This window comes from Yersinia similis, from assembly GCF_001053095.1.
Taxonomy (GTDB): Bacteria; Pseudomonadota; Gammaproteobacteria; order Enterobacterales; family Enterobacteriaceae; genus Yersinia; species Yersinia similis.
In genome coordinates, this window is the sequence record NZ_CGBP01000035.1 from 15,530 (window position 1) to 33,842 (window position 18,313).

The window sequence follows — 18,313 nt, forward strand, 5'->3', positions numbered from 1 at the left end:
GAGGAATCATTATGGATGTGAATATAAATATGGATTCATCTTCAGCAACACGGGCCATCGATCTACTCGTGAACCTTGAACAACAGGAGGTTCGTTTCTGGTTAGAGGGCGAAAGCATCAAATTTCGTGCGCCAGAAGGGGTCATGACGGGGGCAGTGATTGCGTCTTTAAAAGCGCTAAAACCTCAATTGGTGGCAATTTTAGCCGTGAGGGAGCAGCAAGAAACCCTGCATATCGATATAGAAAACCGCTTTGTGGCTTTTCCGCTTAGCCATGTACAGGCTGCTTATTTTGTTGGGCGGCAGAGCGTGTTTGAATATGGCGGGGTTGGATGTCATGGCTATTTTGAGATCCTCGCACCCTGTTGGGATACAGCGAAGCTGGAATGTGTCTGGGAACAGATGATTATTCGCCATGATATGTTGCGAGCCATTATCACGCCAAATGGTGAGCAGCGTATCCTGCCTTCTGTCGCGCCTTTCGTGATTGATCAGGTTGATGCTTCATCAGAAACCGTGCGTCAGGCTATGTCTCATCGTGTTTACCAAACCGATAAATGGCCATTGTTTGATCTCAAAATCAGTCATCAGAACGGTAAAGATTGTTTGCATTTCAGTATTGATTTGCTGATTGCTGATTTCCTTAGCGTACAGATTTTATTGGCGGAATTATTCAAAGGGTATCTCGGGCAAACTTTCCCCGCAGCCCCACTGACCGCGAGTTTCCGAGATGTGATTTACTATGAACGCCAACAACAGAGTGGGCGTGCCTATGGTGATGCGCGCCAATATTGGTTTTCTCGACTCCCTACGTTACCGGCATGCCCACAATTACCGGTGATGCAAACAAACGCGTCAGAAATACCGCGATTTGTCCGTTATAGTCATCAACTCCCCCCTTCATATTGGCAGCGCTTACAGCAAGGTTGCCAGCAACAAGGTGTTTCACCGTCAGCATTTTTACTCACTGTTTTTAGTGAAGTGATTGGTCGATGGTCGGAGAACCGCCATTTTACCTTGAATCTCACGATAATGAATCGTCCCACTATTCATAAAGATATCGACAAATTGGTGGGTGATTTTACCTCAGTCAGCTTATTGGAAGTCGATTTACGCTCACCAAAGACGGTGTGTGAGCGAGTTAAACAGATCCAGCGACAGCTTTGGCAAGATCTGGAGCACCGAACATTTTCTGGCATTGAAGTTATGCGTGAATGGGGGCGGCAACAAGGCGTGGGGCACGCCAGAATGCCCATCGTTTTTACCAGTGCTTTAGTCGGAGAGGGCAAAAATCAGGTACAAGAAGCGATCAGCGAGACCCAACTGGATCTGGTTTTCGACTATGGTATTAGCCAAACGCCGCAGGTCTGGATTGATTGTCAAATCATGGTGTTACAAGGGAGGTTACAGCTAAATTGGGATGTGATGGTCGATATTTTCCCCAAAGGCGTCGTCGCCGCCATGTTTTCTACGTTTATTGACAGTGTTGAGCGTATTGACCGTGTTGAGTGTATTGATCGTGTTAAGTGCCTCTGTATGGAGGAGGTCGGCACGGGAGAGGCACTTTGTGACTCGCCCTTGTTTTGGCATTCAGCATTATCGTTGCCCTTGCCCGAGAGCCAACAGCAACGGCGCAAGCAGGTCAATGCTACGGAAAAAACACTGACACCCCGTTGCCTTCATGATGGGATATTAGCCCGCGCAGCACAGCAACCACAGGCCATTGCGCTGGTGGATCCACAACACTGCCTTACTTACGCGGCCTTAATCACCCGTGCGCAGGCGTTGGCCGCTAAGCTTAATAGTCACCAGCGCTATGCCGTATTGATGGAAAAACGCCATGAGCAAGTGGTGGCGGTGTTGGGGATTTTCATCGCGGGAAGTGCCTATGTGCCGGTGGATATCCACCAACCGCCCATGAGGATTTTAAAAATATTATCCGATGCGGCGGTCAGTGGGGTGGTGACGGCATCGCCACAAGCCTGTTTGGCTGATGCCCATTTTAGGGAGATCAATCTGTCGCTATTAGCACAGATACCTGATGCCACTGAGACAAAAACAATGGCCTTGCCTCATGATCTGGCTTATGTCATTTACACCTCCGGGAGTACAGGCCAACCGAAAGGTGTGATGATCAGCCATGATGCGGCCTATAACACCCTTGCCGATCTGCAACAGAGGATAGCCCTCACCCCTGATGATCGCGTGCTGGCATTGGCACGTTTAAGTTTTGACCTTTCCGTTTTTGATATTTTTGGTGTGTTGGGGGCCGGAGGGGCATTGATTTTCCCTGATGAGGGTGACCTACAGAATCCGGCCCGTTGGGCGCATGACATTGCCCATCACCAGATAACCCTGTGGAACTCGGTTCCTGCACAAATGAAGATGTTAACGGACTATCTGCTGGCCGAGCAGATAACGCTACCATCGCTGCGTTATATCTTGCTTTCCGGGGATTGGATCCCCGTTAACTTACCTAAAGAGATTGCACAGGTTGCGCCACATTGTACTCAATTGGCATTGGGCGGTGCGACCGAAGCGGCGATTTGGTCGAACTACTGGCGGATGGATCCTCAAGTAACCTACCCCGTCAGTATTCCTTATGGTGTTCCGTTAACCAACCAACAATTTAGAGTGGTAACCCCTTGGGGAGAGGATTGCCCGGATTGGGGGGCGGGGGAGTTGTTGATCGGGGGACGAGGGGTAGCTCAAGGCTATTGGCAGGATGAGGCTAAAACACAAGCGCATTTCTTCATTGATACACAAGGTCTGCGTTGGTATCGAACCGGAGATTTAGGGCGTTATACCTCAGAAGGTGTCATTGAATTTTTAGGGCGTCTTGACCACCAAATTAAAGTACGTGGCTATCGTGTTGAGACGGGCGAAATTGAATCACAGTTATTGAAATTACCTCAGGTGGCGCAGGCTGTCGTCATGCTGGCTACACAAACGACACATACAGAATTGCAGGCTTATATTGAGGCGGCACAGGTTTCTGCTACTTCAGCCTATACCCAGGCACTTCGTGAACAGGGGCGAATTGCACTGGCACATATTCAGTCTGTTGCCCAACAAGCGGGGGATGCACTGGATAGAGCGCGCATAGACACGTTATTCAGCTTACTGGATAAAGTGGCATTAATGCAGATGGTTAAAGCTCTATCAGATATGCAAACGGTGAATACACATCATGCTGTGACACTGGATGCCATTATGGAAAAAGGCCAAGTCGCATCGGTAAATCGTCAATTATTACGTCGTTGGTTACGGGCGCTGACACAGCACCAATACCTTCAACAAGTTAATGATACTTATCGCTTAATCAGTGTGGTCGCGGAGCAGGATATTGGGATTTGCTGGCAGCAATGTGAGCAACTCATTACACAGCTTGATGATAATAGGGGGTTGCTCACTTATCTGGAGCGTAGCAGCCAATGTTTACCTGAACTCTTACAGGGCAAAGAAGATCCCCTAAATCTTCTTTTCCCCGATGGCCGCCTTGACGTCGCGACACAGGCTTATCAAAACAACCTCATCAGCCAGTTTATGAACCGCCTGTTACTCAATGCCGCGGAGCAGAAGGTAAAGAATCAGGCTCAAGGGCGGGCCTTAAAGGTGCTAGAGATAGGGGCTGGCGTAGGTGGAACCAGTAATGTGTTGATCCCTCTATTAGCCGAGGGGGTCACGGAATATACCTTCACCGATATCTCGCCTTTTTTCTTAAATGAAGCCCAAAAGCGCTATCAACATTATGACTTTATCCATTATCAACTGTTTGACTTTAACCAGTCACCGATACAGCAAGGGTTAAATTGCGGACAGTATGATTTGGTAGTCGCAGCCAATGTTTTGCATAACGCGATTATTGCCCGCCATGGATTGAATAACTTACGTCAGTTGCTAGCTCCTGGTGGATGGTTACTAATCATTGAAGCCACGCGGGACAATTATCAGCTTATGACATCCATGGAATTTAAACAGGGATTAACGGCATTTGAAGATGAGCGCCTTGCGTTGGACTCTCCCTTTTTACCACAACAAAGCTGGATGCATGCACTACAGGATGTGGGGGCAGAAATGCTATGGGCCTATCCACCCACGGATGATGTTTTACATAAAATGGGGCAAAGTTTTATATTTGCACAATTTAATAGCCAGCGAATGTCTTGCGAACCTCATACATTATTGGCGTATTTACAGCAACAATTACCGGGCTATATGGTGCCAGCTAAACTGGCCATATTGGATAAACTGCCGGTTTCTGCCAATGGGAAAATAGATCGCAAACAGTTACCACGGTTACCTGAGTGTCAACAACGGCAAGCCCCTGCCAGGCAGGACACGGATGATCCACTGGAGAATACGTTGCTTTCTCTTTGTCGTACCCTCATAGGCAATAATGCCATGGGGGTCGATGATGATTTTTTCACCAGCGGCGGTGATTCACTGCTGATTACTCAGTGGATTAACCAAGTGCGAGAAGTCTTGGGTGAAGATAAGGTGCCATGGGAGGGGTGCCTACGGCAGGTTTTACAGCAACCTACCGCGCGGGCATTGGCGGCTTATCTACGCAATATCAGGGATGAAGAACCCGAGAGTCAGCGCCCCCAAATGGCGGTGACGTGCCTGAAAGAAAGATCGGGTTTGAAAGAAAGAGCAGAGGAACCGGTGGTCATCCTCCACGAAGGGAGCGGTACCTTATTACCGTATCTATCCTTAGTCGATAAATTATCTGGCCCTGTTTATGGGGTCAACGTTACCGACAGCGCCTCTTTCCTCTCGATTCCTTCAGAGAGATTAATCTGTCAGTTAGCCAGTACCTATCTACCTGAAATCCAGAAGGTGGGTGATCAGTGCCATTTAGTGGGGTATTGCATGGGGGGGCTACTGGCTTTTGAAATTGCCCGGCAGGCATTGGAAAAGGGAAGGCCGGTAAGTTCGTTGACCATTATCAGTAGCTATCAAATTCCATATCACATCAACGATCCTTTGATGATTGATTTGGTGATGAGCTGGACATTAGGTGTTGAACCCCCTTGGAATTTGCTGAAGGCTGATTTGGATGATGTTTATCAAGCCATTTTGGCCGATAAACCGGCTGTGATTACCGTGAATGCCGTCGTTGAACGCGCAAAGGCGAATGGGTTAACAGCACTGGCAAATGAGTACACCTGTATTCAACAACAATCTAATGAGGTGCGTTTATCACAATTGCTAACGGCGATTGAACAGCACTCAGTAGCATCGTCCCACGTTTCTCGCCAGCAGTTTGATGTGTTCCGCCACAGTATCCAAGGCGTGTGCCAATACCAGCCAAACTACTTTGCCGGGGATATGACTTTTGTTTGCCAACAGGGGGAGACCTACCTTCTGCCCGCTTTACAACAAGATATGACGGCATTTTGGCAAACTTACTGTATTGGGCAGATAAGCAGCCTCACCTTACCAGGGGATCACTTTACTTGCCTGTCAGCAGATAATGTCTCACCACTCATTCAGCATCTTGAACTGTGTAGAGGAGCGCGGGGATGAGCCAGCCAAAAACTATATTGGTGGTTGGTGGGCAGGGGGCCGTAGGGCAAGCGGCTGTCGCGCAATTATCTAAGCGAGGCTATCGGGTGCTCACCGCAGGGAGGCGGGAGCATCCTAATCATCCCCATCATATTGTATTAGACCTATTTGATCATAAAGCCCTTGCTGATAGCTGCCGTCAGGTGGATTTAGTGTTAAACGCAGCGGGCCCTGCCTCTGATATCGAAGCACATATTGCCCTGACTGCATTAGCCAAGGGGAAACATTATGTGGATGTGGCAGGAGATCCTGTTATCGAGCGAACATTATTAGTGCCTATGGCGGCGGCCTCCTCGGCCTGTGTCTTGGGGGCTGGGTTTATTCCTGGATTGGCCGCCATGTTACCGCGGTATGCCGTTGAATGTTTATCGCCTGTGACTCAGCTAACGGTCTACAGCGGAGGTATTGAGGCCTTTACGCCTACTTCTGCCCAAGATTTTCTGTCCAGCCAATACACGGACCGAGCACAGGGTAAAAGCGGTTATGTGTGGTATGACGGAGGGTTATATAAAGAGAGTCTGAAAAAAGCGGTATCGATACCAACAGCACAACGTCTATTTGATGCTCTGCCTTATTTCAGTTTTGAACATGAGCGGCTGGTAACCGTGCACTCGTTATCCCATCTTGCTGCTTATAACCTGATCGCAGATCAACGCCTACTCGTTGGGCTTGGCGGGGAAGGAGGGGCGGCTGCTCAAACACTGATAGAATTTAGCCAACAGTTGACGAGGCAAGAGGGGGAGCAGCAGCATCTCTTTATGGTAGCGAAGGGGTTATTAGCTGGGCAGCCTGCCGTATTGCAACTTCAAATCCGCTTTACTAACAGCTATCAATTGACGGGCACCATTGCCGCCTTAGTCACCCACCAAGTGTTATGTACCCACCGTGTGGGATTGTATTGGTTAGCGGGCATACTGCCCATCAAGGTGTTGTTGTCACAACTTAATGAATTGGCTTTATTCAGCCATTTCCATATCCACTGTCAACTCGATAATAACGCGGTGGATTTTCAGGAGGGGGAACTATGATCCAACCTCAGAAAATCGTGGTCTGCGGCACATTATTTGGGCAGGTTTATCTCTCAGCCTTTAAGACGGCCTTTGAGGGAGGAGAGTTAACGGGTATTCTCGCCCAAGGAAGTGAGCGTTCAAGGCAATCAGCAGATACCTATGGTGTCCCGCTATATCATCATGTTGATGAATTACCTGATGATATAAATATGGCTTGTGTGGTGATCCGCTCCACCATCGTGGGGGGGAAAGGCAGTGAAATCACGAAGGCGTTATTAAAACGGGGCATTTCAGTATTGCAAGAGCACCCCGTTTGTCTTGAGGATGTGGTGGAGTGCCTAAAGTTAGCTCGTCAACAGAGCTGCCATTATCAGGTGAATACGCATTATCCCCATGTGCCCGCAGTACGCCAATTTATCGCCTATTTGCACGAGGCCATGCAAACCCAAAAGCCGTGTTTTATTGAGGCAACTTGCGGGGTTCAAGTCATTTGTGGGTTGCTGGATATCATCGGGCGTGTATTGGGGGGGCGTTTTTCACCTTATGGTTTTAACGTGGCAGGCGGTGACGAGTTACTGTGTTCACTGCTGGAAAACCCAGCGCCATATACCCAGATACAGGGCGTGATTGCTGGTATCCCCCTTACCTTAAACTTGCAAAATCAGTTAGACCCAGCCGATCCTGATAACCATTTTCATATCATGCACCGCCTGTGTGTGGGGTTGCCTAGTGGCAATCTACTCTTGGTCAATACACATGGGCCGGTTATCTGGAACCCCTATTTTTATATTCCGAGGGTGAGAACCTCTTTTGGCTGTCGTGAGATTATCGACCCCGATGACGCTCCGCACTATTTTCTTCCCCCTCTGAGCCAACTTTTTTCACAGGAAAGTGACAATCTGTTAGGCGTATTGCACCACCAGTGGCCCTCGGCGATACGTCATGCTCTGCAAGAATTTATCGAGCAACAGCAGCATTCGTCACCTGCTTATGCGCAATCCCTGCTCTCGCTGACACAGGTATGGAAAACACTTATGGAAAAAGTCGGTAATCCAGAAAGTGTGCATTTTGACGATCCTGTGATGGCGTCACCCAAGGTGGCGACATTTTTATCTCAATGGCAGGGAGAGCATGATGATTGAACGCCTTTTTCGATTGATAAAACCGGGAACTCGTCAGCAAATGGTGTGTTTTCATCATGCAGGTGGTTCAGCGGAGTATTTCCTGCCGTGGAAAACGGATCTTCCACCGGACACCGCCTTGTATGCCATTCAACTTCCAGGGCATGGGGGGCGGATTAATGAGTCGCTATTGCACAATTTGCATCAAATGGCTGATGTCATTGCTCAGAACTACGTTTACCTGCCTATGCGCGACACGTTTTTCTTCGGCCACAGCATGGGGGCCGCTTTGGCTTTTGAGGTGGCATTGCGTTTACAAAAGGTGGGGAGAGGCATTACAACGCTGTACGTCTCCGGGCGATTATCTCCGCATAAAAATACTGATACAGATTTTTACCGCCAGAGTGATGTGAGTATCTTGAACAAAATCACCCAATTGGGTGGCAGCGCATTGGATTACCAACAGCCAGAACTGAAAGACCTGCTATTACCTATTTTTAGGGCTGATTTCGCAGCGATAGAAACCTACCAGCGCCAATGTACCGAACTGTTGAATTGTTCGGTTATTGCCTGCGTGGGAGAGCAGGATACCGAAGTGTCGGTAAAGCAAATGAGTGAGTGGTGTCAGGTGACGAAGGGGGCTTTCCGGCTACAGGTGTTCCCCGGTGGGCACTTTTATCTTAATCATGCCCCAAAAAAATTATTGGCATTCATCAACCAGTCTGTTGCCGCGCAGCAATCAAGCAAGGAAGGCAAGGAGTATCACGATGAAATATAACGCAAATATTACCAGTTTATTTGGGTTGTCCAGTTTATTTGGATTGTTCAGTCTATTTGGATTGTATTGTGCGCAAGGTGTCCCTCTCGGGTTGGCTATCTTTGCCCTGCCGGGCATTTTACGATCCTTGGGGGCCGATATGAGGCTGATTGGTTTGGTGGGGCTGAGTATGCTGCCTTGGGCGTTTAAAATTCTATGGGCGTCATTTATTGAAAACCATAAACCTTGGTTTTTTAGGTGCTTACCCACCGGTTTGGCATGGATTCAACTCTGTAAAGTGTGCTCTTTGATTGCCATGACGCTGCTATGGTTTTTTGCACCAGACACACAAGTATTGGCGCTGTTATTACTGGTTACGGTGATTAATTTTTTCTATGCCAGCCAGGATGTTGCTGTGGATGCACTGGCCGTGAGGGTGTTTGCTGGGAGTCGCCACGTTCGTGTGAATGTCAGCCAAATCGCTGGGTTTAGTTTGGGCATGTTATTAGGCGGTGTCGTTAGCTTGTATGTTTTCAGTGTTTGGGGGTGGTCCGTCACCGTGTGGTGGTTTTTGTTGTTACAGGTACTTTGTCATCTTCCTTTTATGTTTCATCTAGGGCGGTTTACAGCAGAAAATAAATTGCCGGTGATACCCGGCAGTGCATCGCTGTGGAAGATATTTCGCCGTAAAGGTTGGGGGCCAATCGTTGTTATGGCGGTCTCCTTCAAATTTGCCAGCACCATGGGTGCCGCTTTGGTTTCCCCATTATTAGTGGATATGGGCGTAAGTCTGGATCAAATAGCACTGCTGGCGGGAGGGGTCTTGATTATCAGCTATATCGTGGGCGCGATCTTATCAGGCGTACTACATCGCTGGTTTTCCAGCCCACAGCTTACGATCTTTGGCTTGTTGGGGAGCATGTTGTGTTGGTTGGGGATGACATTATCACTCTATTTTTCCGCTCACAATTCATTGCCTGTTTTTGTCTTTTTCATTCTGGAAGGTTTCTTTTTTAATCTTTGTTGTGTATCGATCTTTGCGTGGTTTATGTGCTGGAGCGAAGGTGACAAGGAGCAAGGTATCGTTCAGCCGGGTACTGATTTTACCTTGCTGCAATGTTGTGAAGTCCTCGGTGGCAGTGTTGCAATGGTTCTCAGTGGCACATTAGCCTATTACTTGGGGTTCACGTATGCCTTTGGGCTTGCCGCTGTCTGTGCTTTCTTCGTGGTTTTATTGACCCTCTATTGTTTCCGTCGTAGTCAATCGGCTTATGCGGGGTTCCAAAAGGATCGCCACACCGTGGAGATAGGGTAATGGACACGCAAGCAAGTGCGTTTCGGTGGTTGATACGGCTGCTGAGCACGCAACATAAACGGCTCGCGCTCTCTATGATACTGGCGGTCGGTTACTCTCTGCTATCATTGGTACCTTATGTTTTAGTCTATCAATTAATTGCGAATTTTCTCTACCCCCCCTTGGCTGCTACTTCTCAGCTCTGGTGGCTGGTGGGGATGGCGGTACTCGCGCTGGCTGGCAAGGTTACTTTGCAATTAGCTTCAGGGTTGTTATCCCATCAGGCTGCTTTTCAGTTGTTATTTGAATTGCGTAGACAGGTTGTTAAACGGGTAGGGCGTTTGCCGTTGAGCGCCAGCCACCAGCACACTACCGCGAAATTAAAAAAAATCATTTCTGATGATATTGGGCGTATTGAAACCTTTGTGGCTCACCATTTACCCGATATGGCGGCGGCAATTGTCACGCCTATTGCCGCCGCAATTTTACTGTTTTTCTTTGATTGGCGTTTGGCGCTGGTGGCGCTGATCCCACTACCTATTGCTTGCCTGCTGCAATGTTGGATGTTTCAAGGATTTAATCAGCGTATTAGCGCTTATTATCAGGTGATTGCTGACTTGCACACCAGCATCGTGGATTTCGTCAAAAGCATGCCATTGGTGAAAGCATTCAATATGACGGTCAATTCCCATCAACGTTATACCAAGGCCGTGAATGCACATAATCAACTGGTCAGGGAGTGGTTAACAGAGACCCGCACGGCAACCGCGCTGTTTAAGCTCTCTTTAGATCTTGGTTTATTGTGCATTATGCCTGTTGGCATCATGCTCTTTTCCCAAGGGGAAGTGACATTAGCCGTGATTTTTATGTTTATGTTGCTGGGTATTGGCCTGATGGAGCCACTGTATAACTTGTTACGTTTTGGTAACTTGTTCAGTGCATTACTCAAAGGGGTGGAGAATATTCGTGAGTTTGCTAACGCGAAGCCTCAACGGGAAGGGCAAACTCCACAGCTGATTAAACACTATGATGTCCGTTTCAATCAGGTCAGTTTTCACCACCCAGGCACTAAAGATAATACCCTTGAGCAGTTATCTTTTGTGGCAAAACAGGGGGAGATAACCGCACTGGTGGGGCCTTCTGGTGCAGGGAAAACCACAGCGGTACAGTTGATTCCTCGTCTCTATGAGTATCAATGCGGTGATATCTGTATTGGTGATATCCCTATCGAGATACTACCACTCGAACAGCTCATGTCTCTGACCGCTTTTGTATTTCAAGACACCTTTATTTTCAATGATACGGTCATAAATAACATCCGGATGGGGAATGATTCACTGACTGACGCGGAAATCATCAATGCCGCAAAAGCGGCCTGTGCGGATGACTTTATCGAACAACTCCCCGAATGCTACCAAACGGTCATTGGCCCCGAGACATTGAGTGGTGGGCAGGCACAACGTATCGCTATTGCCCGCGCTATTGCGAAAAATGCCCCTATCGTACTCTTGGATGAAGCAACCGCTTATGCGGATGCCCGTAACGAGGCTCGTATTCAACAAGCACTTTCTGATCTCATTAAAGACAAAACGGTCATTGTGATTGCGCATCGCCTCAATACGCTAATACACGTTAATCATATTGTCGTGATGGCCGAGGGGAGAAAAGTCGCCGAGGGAACTCATCAAACTTTACTGGCAACCAATTCCCTTTATCAAAACATGTGGGCTGCGCATCAGGCCGCAAAAATATGGCATTTCTCAACGGATGCCAAGAATGGATGCCAAGGTGGTCTCTTATGATTAAGTTATCAGGTTTAAGCACGTTAACCGGAGGCCGCTTAAAGGGACTGAAAGGCATGGTCGGTATTGCCATAATTGATGCTTTTCTGGCATCGCTACCCTATGCTTTTCTCTATTATATTGTTTTGGATATGTTGTCCTCTCATCCTGATGCCATCTATCAACTTAAGCTGACCGGATTTTGTGGGTTATTGATGTTGGTCCGGGTGGTATTAGCCAGGGTGCTGTATTTCCATGTCGCCCTTATTGGGTTCGATGCAGGGGCTAAAATTAGAATACGTCTTGGTGAGCACCTACGACGCTTGCCGATGGGTTTTTTCTATCGTTCGGATATGAGCAGTGTCAATAATACGCTGCTAAAAGACATTGATATGATCGAAAATATTTTCACTCATCTCTATGCGCCCATTATTGCGACCGCTTCGGTGCTCTGCTTCTTTTCCTTAGGACTATTGCTAAAAGATTGGCGCATGGCGTTAGCCATGCTTTCAACGTTACCCTTGGCGGTATGTGCATATGTTTTGACTCGCCGTTATGCCCGTCGCTGGCAGGAATATATGCAGCTATTAATGTTTAAACTTAATGATGCCCTGATGGAATACATTGATGGTTTAAAGGAGTTAAAAGCTTACCGTATGACAGGGAGCGCTTTTCAGCGGTTATCACAGGTATTAACGACCACCTATCAGCAATCGCTAACGGCAGAAAAAGCCGGTGTATGGCCGATCTACAGTTTTAATTTGCTGATTGAGTGCGGCTTTATTGTTTTGTTGGTTGCTCTCACCTGGGGCTGGGTAGGGGAGAGGCTCCCCTTGGCTGAAGTGTTAATTTTTTTAATTGCAGCAGTGCGGTTTTTTCGTCCTTTACTCAACATGTCGATGTTTTTGGCAGAGTTAAATTACTTTGGTTTAGCTGTAGAACGAGTCGAAAAGGTTTTTGCTATTCCTGAACTTGTTCATGGTAATTTACGCCCCAACATTACTGATATGCGGATTCGGTTGGATAATATTTCTTTTTCATATCCAGATAAACCATTGCTATTTAATCATCTCAATCTCACGATAGAGAAAAATAAGATTACCGCATTGGTCGGGCCTTCTGGTTCGGGGAAATCAACACTGGCATCATTAATTGCACGTTTTTGGGATATTGAACAAGGTCATATATTTGTTGGTGATAAGGCTAATGAAATGAGTCTTGCAGAGATAGATGTGGACTATTGGCAGTGCTATTTAAGCGTAGTATTCCAGAAAAGCTATGTGTTGAATGAGACAATCGCCAATAATTTAAGGGTTGCCTGCCCTGATGCTACGAATGAACAGTTGCTGTCGGTTTGCCGTGCAGCACAACTCTTGCCATTGCTTGATAAGCTCCCCGAAGGGTTAGACACCGAGGTCGGGGCGGGTGGTGTGCATCTATCTGGTGGGGAGTTACAACGGCTGGCTATTGCCAGAGCCTTATTAAAAGATGCGCCCTTGATTATTTTAGACGAGGCAACCGCATCACTCGATCCAGAAAATGAACAAGATATTCAGTTGGCAATGCAAGCCTTAATCCGAGGGAAAACTGTGCTGGTGATCGCGCATAAATTGTCTTCTATTCAGTATGTTGATCACATTATTGTTATGGATAGCGGGCAGATTGTTGAAGAAGGGGACCATTCGGCACTTATTCAGCATCAAGGGCTTTACGCTGAATTATGGTCACTACAACAGCAATCACAAGCCTGGCAACCGGGAAAAGCGGGCGAATAGAGGCCATGCGGTGGGTATCTACGGTATCAGAGTTGATTCATTCTGGCTGATAATGGTTGGCTGGAGAGTGATAACATTGTTGTTCGCTAGACTGAATGGTCACTGGCTCAGATTGCTGACCAAGTGTCAGCAGTGGAGAGAGTCGGCAGATGGTAAAGATGCCGTGAACCCTTCCCTGGGGGGTGAACCACGCTATTCCTGGCGTGGATGCTTTACTCTTCTGCCTACCCATTACTCAAGGTTGTCTCATGGGGGAGCAGTTTGAGGCGAGAAAACCTGCCTGTATTAGTAATAATCGAGTACGACAGGAGATTAGTTGTAATCCACCGTCAGCTGGAAGCCCTGCATACCATCGGCAGAACCGGTCAGTTGTGTACCGTCCGCTGCGGTATTCATCGGGACACTAAAGTCAGCATTAGCCACACTGGTCACAAAGCCCGTTGTTGGTGCCGCAACACTGTCGGTCGCACTGACTCCCAGTAAGCGCCAGTTGTAGTGGACCGTATTGGTTAGATCGATCACGCCAACGGCTTCGCTGTCCCACAGTTTGAATACATAAACGTTGCTTGCGGACAGACTTGTTTCTGCGCCAAGTAGGTTGTTGGTAAACAGGGTATCGGTGTCCAGGTAAATCCCTGGCGTCACGTTCGAGCCTGGTGCTATAGGGCCTGGTCGTGTGGTAGTACCTCCACCACCGATACTAGTCTCAGCAACGGAAATGGTCTGACCGCTTATCGGATCACCAGATGCTGAGAATTCTTGTATCACCACCTTGATCGCATCCGCACCAATTGCAGTAGCAGGAATGATCAGTACACTCCTTCCTTCGCCACCGTTAGTTTTAGCCACGCGGTTAGTGATACTGGTTGTGGCAATCTGGGTATCAACATCACCCTTGGTGTAATACCAGTTCACATAGTCTGTGGAATTATCCAGATCTTCGTCAGCGTCGTTGTAGGTATAGGTCAGAATGATGGTGTCACCACTGGCCAGTGTCGCTCCTGCTGCATTGCTGCTCAGGTCCACGGCATGCAGCGCACTATTTGATGGGGCACTCAAGGTTGGTGCGCTTCCCTGGATGGCACCAGCCACTGGAATGAGCACTGCATAGGCGTTGCTTATAGTGCAACTTGCTAGCATCAATGCCAGGGCCAATTTTTTTAATGTATATATGCTATTGCTGTGCATTATTATCTTTCCCTTAGTCAGAATATCTTTATAAAATAAAATACAGCTCCATTTTTAGGGGATGCTTTTAGTTTTTATATGATGTGAAAACGAGAATTATCCTACCGTAATTAGTGAAAAATAAAAGTATGTTTGATCACTGACTTTTATTTTTTTACTTTTTATTTTTATATAAAATAACTGTTTATATTGAGTTGTGTTTAATAATTAAGCAGATTTAACAATATTTATATATAATATAGGAAGGGGGGTAGGCGAGATATTTTATTTTAACTAATTGAAATTTATGATTTATACTGGGTGTTGTTTTTTTGTGTTTCTGTATTGTTATTCATGTGGTTAATATGTTAACTATTGAAGGGAAATCCTTGGGTCTAACATAATTAGTATATTATTAAAGCAATAATTTATTGGTTTTTCTAACGTGTCAGTATGTAGAGAAGGTTATTCACACGGTGGGGTCAATGGTGTTTTTTCGACCAAGAGCATTTTTTAAAACCACCCCAATCTTGCTTTTAATATCGGCTTGCTCATCACTTTTATAGAGGATATGGGCCGAGGTGTTGTAAGACATGTTCAGTGGTAAAAGTGCACCCTTTGACCTAAGAATAATGAAAATGCCAGGAGTGCCACTTTGTTCATTCTTGTAAGCCTGATAGGTTTGTTCCAGCGTACGATGGGAATGGGACGAATCGGCATCGATAAATACCATTTTGGTATGCCAATCAGCATCATCGGCGAGAGTTGCATCATCGGTGACATGACAATCCATCAGGGCTTCTTTGAGTAAAATAAACAAGCCGTGTCGAAAATAATTGTCTGTTGTCTTTATTATGCAACTGAACATAGTGCCTCACAGAAATAAAAACTAATATACTCGTCATACTTCAAGCTGTATGTGCGCTGGCTGCTCTCGTGACTCGGCCCGTCCAATTTGTCTCTCCCTGCTGCCTTCCTGCAACTCGAATTATTTAGAGTATAAGTAATATGAAATTAATTATTGCCATATAAGCGGTCGGTAAATCAAATTATTAACCGCTATAACCTTGGAGAGGTGAATGTGCCTTTTAATCTCTCCTGTTAAATATCGTACACGCGAAATCAATTTTAACAAAACATTAAATCCTGCAATGCCAGAACGTAAAATATAATGTCAATATGCGGCACTATTGATGTGTTTGTTGCGATAAAAAACTGTGCAATTTAATTTGTTCGATTTAAAAGATCTTTAAATAACGATATGGCAGTTTTTAACGCTAATTAATTGGTTTGTGTTGCTTTTTAAGAAATTTATGTTACTAAAATTAATTTATTAATGCTTTTTATAATTATTACGTTTGATGATCAAATGTATCCATTTGTTATTTAAGTAGTTATTTTTTGTTTGTTATGGGGTTTAAGGTGCGGTGGTTGCGGTTTGATAAGGTTATGTTATGTGGTTATGCATTATTCAATATAGTGTAAATCTGAATTGTCTTACAATTCTGTAGGCATGGGGATATATATTATGCTTTGTGTCACTTTGCAAAAATGATTCTTTACATCTTGCGTCAGACTCAATGTAGGATAAAAAAATCTCATTCAGTGTCTGGTTTGAATTTAATAAGAATAGATGAAAAGAGAAAAATTGACGAGGGTAGGTAATGGTGAAAAAGGGTGTTTTGTGAAAAAAAGATCTAACGCATGAAAACGCTTCTGTAGCGAATAAAATCGCCATATTGTGGTTCAGTAATATCAATAACTTTGTAGGCCCTCTTAACATGCGGTATCTATACCCGTCGCCCTTCAAGATGCAGGGGGTTAGCTGCCCTTGCTCACCCCAGTCACTTACTTGTTGTTGACCTTAAAATAAGTAAGCCCCTGGGGGAATTAATGAGCCTCATCCCTGAAGCTCACCCTGTGGGCAGCATAAATGCTGTTCAAATGGGCTCCCGACCATTTGTCTCTTTCTTATCGCCTTTCTACAACCCGAATTATTTAGGGTATAAATCTTAATTTTGCGATCTGTCCGACAACTTGGTTAACCAATACTTCATTTGGTTATCCACTTGGTGATATTTGTAATACCAAAGCGTAGGCCTCTATAGGCTGAGTAGCTTAGGTGACAATACATCTTAGACCGTGTTACCAGTCTGAAGGTGAATTTGAATCCATAAAAACAATCAAATTTGGTCCGACCAATATTGCGGCGGATACAAAAGTAAGAATACTGAGATTCAACTACTGGGGAAAACAAGAGATGGAATGGATTAATATCCTGTGGGTTATGTTGGGTATTGGCTTAATGCTCGTGCTCAATATCCGCTACCAGATTAACTCAATGGTCGCATTGCTGCTGGCAGCTCTGCTAGTGGGGACTCTCGCGGGCATGGACCTGCTTAAGCTGCTGCATACCATTAAGGCTGGGTTTGGTGGCACGCTAGGTGAACTGGCGATCATCGTCGTATTTGGTGCGGTGATCGGCAAACTGATGGTGGACTCTGGCGCTGCTCATCAGATAGCCCAGACGCTATTGCGCCGGTTCGGGCTTAAATATGTTGAAGCCGCGGTGATTATCATCGGTCTGATCTTTGGTCTGGCGATGTTTTATGAGGTTGCCTTTATTATTTTGGCACCACTGGTCATTGCTATTGCGGTCGAAGCCAAGATACCGTTCCTCAAACTGGCGATCCCGGCGGTTGCCGCAGCGACGACAGCTCACTCCCTGTTCCCACCACAGCCGGGGCCGGTTGCGCTGGTTGCCGCTTATGGCGCAGATATGGGGATGGTCTACATCTATGGGGTTCTGGTTGCTATTCCTTCAGTGATCTGTGCCGGGCTTATTTTGCCAAAGTTCTTGGGCAATCTGGAACGGCCAATTCCGACGTTCTTGAAGTCTGACAACCCTATTGATGAAAATAATCTGCCGTCGTTCAGTACCTCGATTTTGGTACCGTTAATTCCCGCTTTCATCATGATTTTTACCACCATAGCCAATATCTGGTTGGTTAAAGGGACTACGTCGTACACCATTCTCAATTTCATTGGCTCATCACCTATTGCCATGTTTATCGCCATGTTGGTTGCCTTCGTGCTTTTCGGCACCGGACGAGGTCATAAAATGGAATGGGTCATGCACTCATTTGAAGGGGCGGTAAAAGGTGTTGCTATGGTCATCCTGATCATCGGTGCGGGCGGTGCATTGAAGCAGGTGATCATTGATACCGGGATTGGCGATACAATTGGCATGCTGATGTCTGCTGGTGGTGTATCACCTTATATTATGGCTTGGCTGATTACGGTGTTGATTCGTCTGACAACGGGCCAAGGCGTGGTTTCGGCGATGACTGCTGCAGGGATTATCGGTGCGGCGGTAATGGACCCGGTCACAGGAACCATTACCTCGGTCGATCCGGCACTGTTAGTGCTGGCGACAGCGGCAGGTTCTAACACCTTTACTCATATCAACGACGCCTCATTCTGGCTGTTTAAGGGGTATTTTGAGCTGTCGATTAAAGATACGCTGAAGACCTGGGGCCTGCTCGAATTGACCAACTCGGTGGTTGGTTTGGCGGTAGTACTGCTGATCAGCATGTTTATCTAGTATCGGGTGAACTAACTGCCATTGTTGGCGTGTAAGCGAATTTGTAAGTTAATCGTATGCAACTTATAATTCACAACTTACAACCGGTTACGGCGTTGGTTGTTTTATCAGTGGCTTAGTGTTCCTACGGGGCGCTAAGCCATTAAACGTGTGGGATAACTCGCGCTATTTATCCACTAATTCATCTCCGCTCTCTTTTTCCTCCGTTTTTTCCATTCGATAGAAACATCAGAT

Annotated in this window: 10 protein-coding genes; 8 read left to right on the top strand and 2 right to left on the bottom strand. The window is 46.5% G+C overall.

Annotation, left to right across the window (positions count from 1 at the left end; translation table 11 throughout):
* The first annotated feature begins 17 nt into the window (after positions 1-17).
* The 7 genes from AC971_RS18740 to AC971_RS18770 are packed head-to-tail and all read left to right on the top strand — an operon-like array spanning position 18 to position 13,308.
* Positions 18-5,531 carry a non-ribosomal peptide synthetase gene (locus AC971_RS18740; protein ID WP_025381335.1) on the top strand — a complete coding sequence of 1,838 codons (5,514 nt, stop codon included), beginning with the start codon at positions 18-20 and terminating at the stop codon, positions 5,529-5,531.
* Positions 5,528-6,598 (top strand): NAD-dependent epimerase/dehydratase family protein, encoded by a 1,071-nt coding sequence (locus AC971_RS18745; protein ID WP_025381334.1) that lies wholly within the window; start codon positions 5,528-5,530, stop codon positions 6,596-6,598. The genes AC971_RS18740 and AC971_RS18745 overlap by 4 nt, the downstream gene beginning before the upstream one ends.
* On the top strand, positions 6,595-7,722 hold the full coding sequence (locus tag AC971_RS18750; RefSeq protein WP_025381333.1) for a Gfo/Idh/MocA family oxidoreductase: 1,128 nt from the start codon (positions 6,595-6,597) through the stop codon (positions 7,720-7,722). Before AC971_RS18745 ends, AC971_RS18750 begins: the two co-directional genes overlap by 4 nt.
* Positions 7,715-8,479, top strand: a complete 765-nt coding sequence (locus AC971_RS18755) for a thioesterase II family protein (protein ID WP_025381332.1) — start codon at positions 7,715-7,717, stop codon at positions 8,477-8,479. The genes AC971_RS18750 and AC971_RS18755 overlap by 8 nt, the downstream gene beginning before the upstream one ends.
* Positions 8,469-9,773 carry an MFS transporter gene (locus AC971_RS18760; protein WP_025381331.1) on the top strand — a complete coding sequence of 435 codons (1,305 nt, stop codon included), beginning with the start codon at positions 8,469-8,471 and terminating at the stop codon, positions 9,771-9,773. Before AC971_RS18755 ends, AC971_RS18760 begins: the two co-directional genes overlap by 11 nt.
* Positions 9,773-11,554 carry an ABC transporter ATP-binding protein gene (locus AC971_RS18765; RefSeq protein ID WP_025381330.1) on the top strand — a complete coding sequence of 594 codons (1,782 nt, stop codon included), beginning with the start codon at positions 9,773-9,775 and terminating at the stop codon, positions 11,552-11,554. Before AC971_RS18760 ends, AC971_RS18765 begins: the two co-directional genes overlap by 1 nt.
* Positions 11,551-13,308 carry an ABC transporter ATP-binding protein gene (locus AC971_RS18770; protein WP_025381329.1) on the top strand — a complete coding sequence of 586 codons (1,758 nt, stop codon included), beginning with the start codon at positions 11,551-11,553 and terminating at the stop codon, positions 13,306-13,308. Before AC971_RS18765 ends, AC971_RS18770 begins: the two co-directional genes overlap by 4 nt.
* Positions 13,309-13,620: 312 nt before the next feature.
* On the opposite strand, the gene AC971_RS18775 is transcribed toward AC971_RS18770, so the two are convergent.
* Together AC971_RS18775 and AC971_RS18780 are read right to left on the bottom strand one after the other, a co-directional pair.
* Positions 13,621-14,496 (bottom strand): SinI family autotransporter-associated protein, encoded by an 876-nt coding sequence (locus AC971_RS18775; protein WP_025381328.1) that lies wholly within the window; start codon positions 14,494-14,496, stop codon positions 13,621-13,623.
* 448 nt (positions 14,497-14,944) lie between these two features.
* Positions 14,945-15,343: a hypothetical protein gene (locus AC971_RS18780; RefSeq protein WP_025381327.1), complete on the bottom strand. Its 399-nt coding sequence runs from the start codon at positions 15,341-15,343 to the stop codon at positions 14,945-14,947.
* Positions 15,344-16,735: 1,392 nt separating this feature from the next.
* Between AC971_RS18780 and gntP the strand changes: the two genes are divergently transcribed.
* Positions 16,736-18,079 (top strand): gluconate permease GntP, encoded by a 1,344-nt coding sequence (gene gntP, locus AC971_RS18785; protein ID WP_025381326.1) that lies wholly within the window; start codon positions 16,736-16,738, stop codon positions 18,077-18,079.
* Positions 18,080-18,313: the final 234 nt, after the last annotated feature.

Bases quoted from the DNA above. Each gene is read 5' to 3' on its own strand.
- AC971_RS18745 (WP_025381334.1), top strand. From the start codon at position 5,528: ATGAGCCAGCCAAAAACTATATTGGTGGTTGGTGGGCAGGGGGCCGTA.
- AC971_RS18750 (WP_025381333.1), top strand. From the start codon at position 6,595: ATGATCCAACCTCAGAAAATCGTGGTCTGCGGCACATTATTTGGGCAG.
- AC971_RS18755 (WP_025381332.1), top strand. From the start codon at position 7,715: ATGATTGAACGCCTTTTTCGATTGATAAAACCGGGAACTCGTCAGCAA.
- AC971_RS18760 (WP_025381331.1), top strand. From the start codon at position 8,469: ATGAAATATAACGCAAATATTACCAGTTTATTTGGGTTGTCCAGTTTA.
- AC971_RS18765 (WP_025381330.1), top strand. From the start codon at position 9,773: ATGGACACGCAAGCAAGTGCGTTTCGGTGGTTGATACGGCTGCTGAGC.
- AC971_RS18770 (WP_025381329.1), top strand. From the start codon at position 11,551: ATGATTAAGTTATCAGGTTTAAGCACGTTAACCGGAGGCCGCTTAAAG.
- AC971_RS18775 (WP_025381328.1), bottom strand. From the start codon at position 14,496: ATGCACAGCAATAGCATATATACATTAAAAAAATTGGCCCTGGCATTG.
- AC971_RS18780 (WP_025381327.1), bottom strand. From the start codon at position 15,343: ATGTTCAGTTGCATAATAAAGACAACAGACAATTATTTTCGACACGGC.
- gntP (WP_025381326.1), top strand. From the start codon at position 16,736: ATGGAATGGATTAATATCCTGTGGGTTATGTTGGGTATTGGCTTAATG.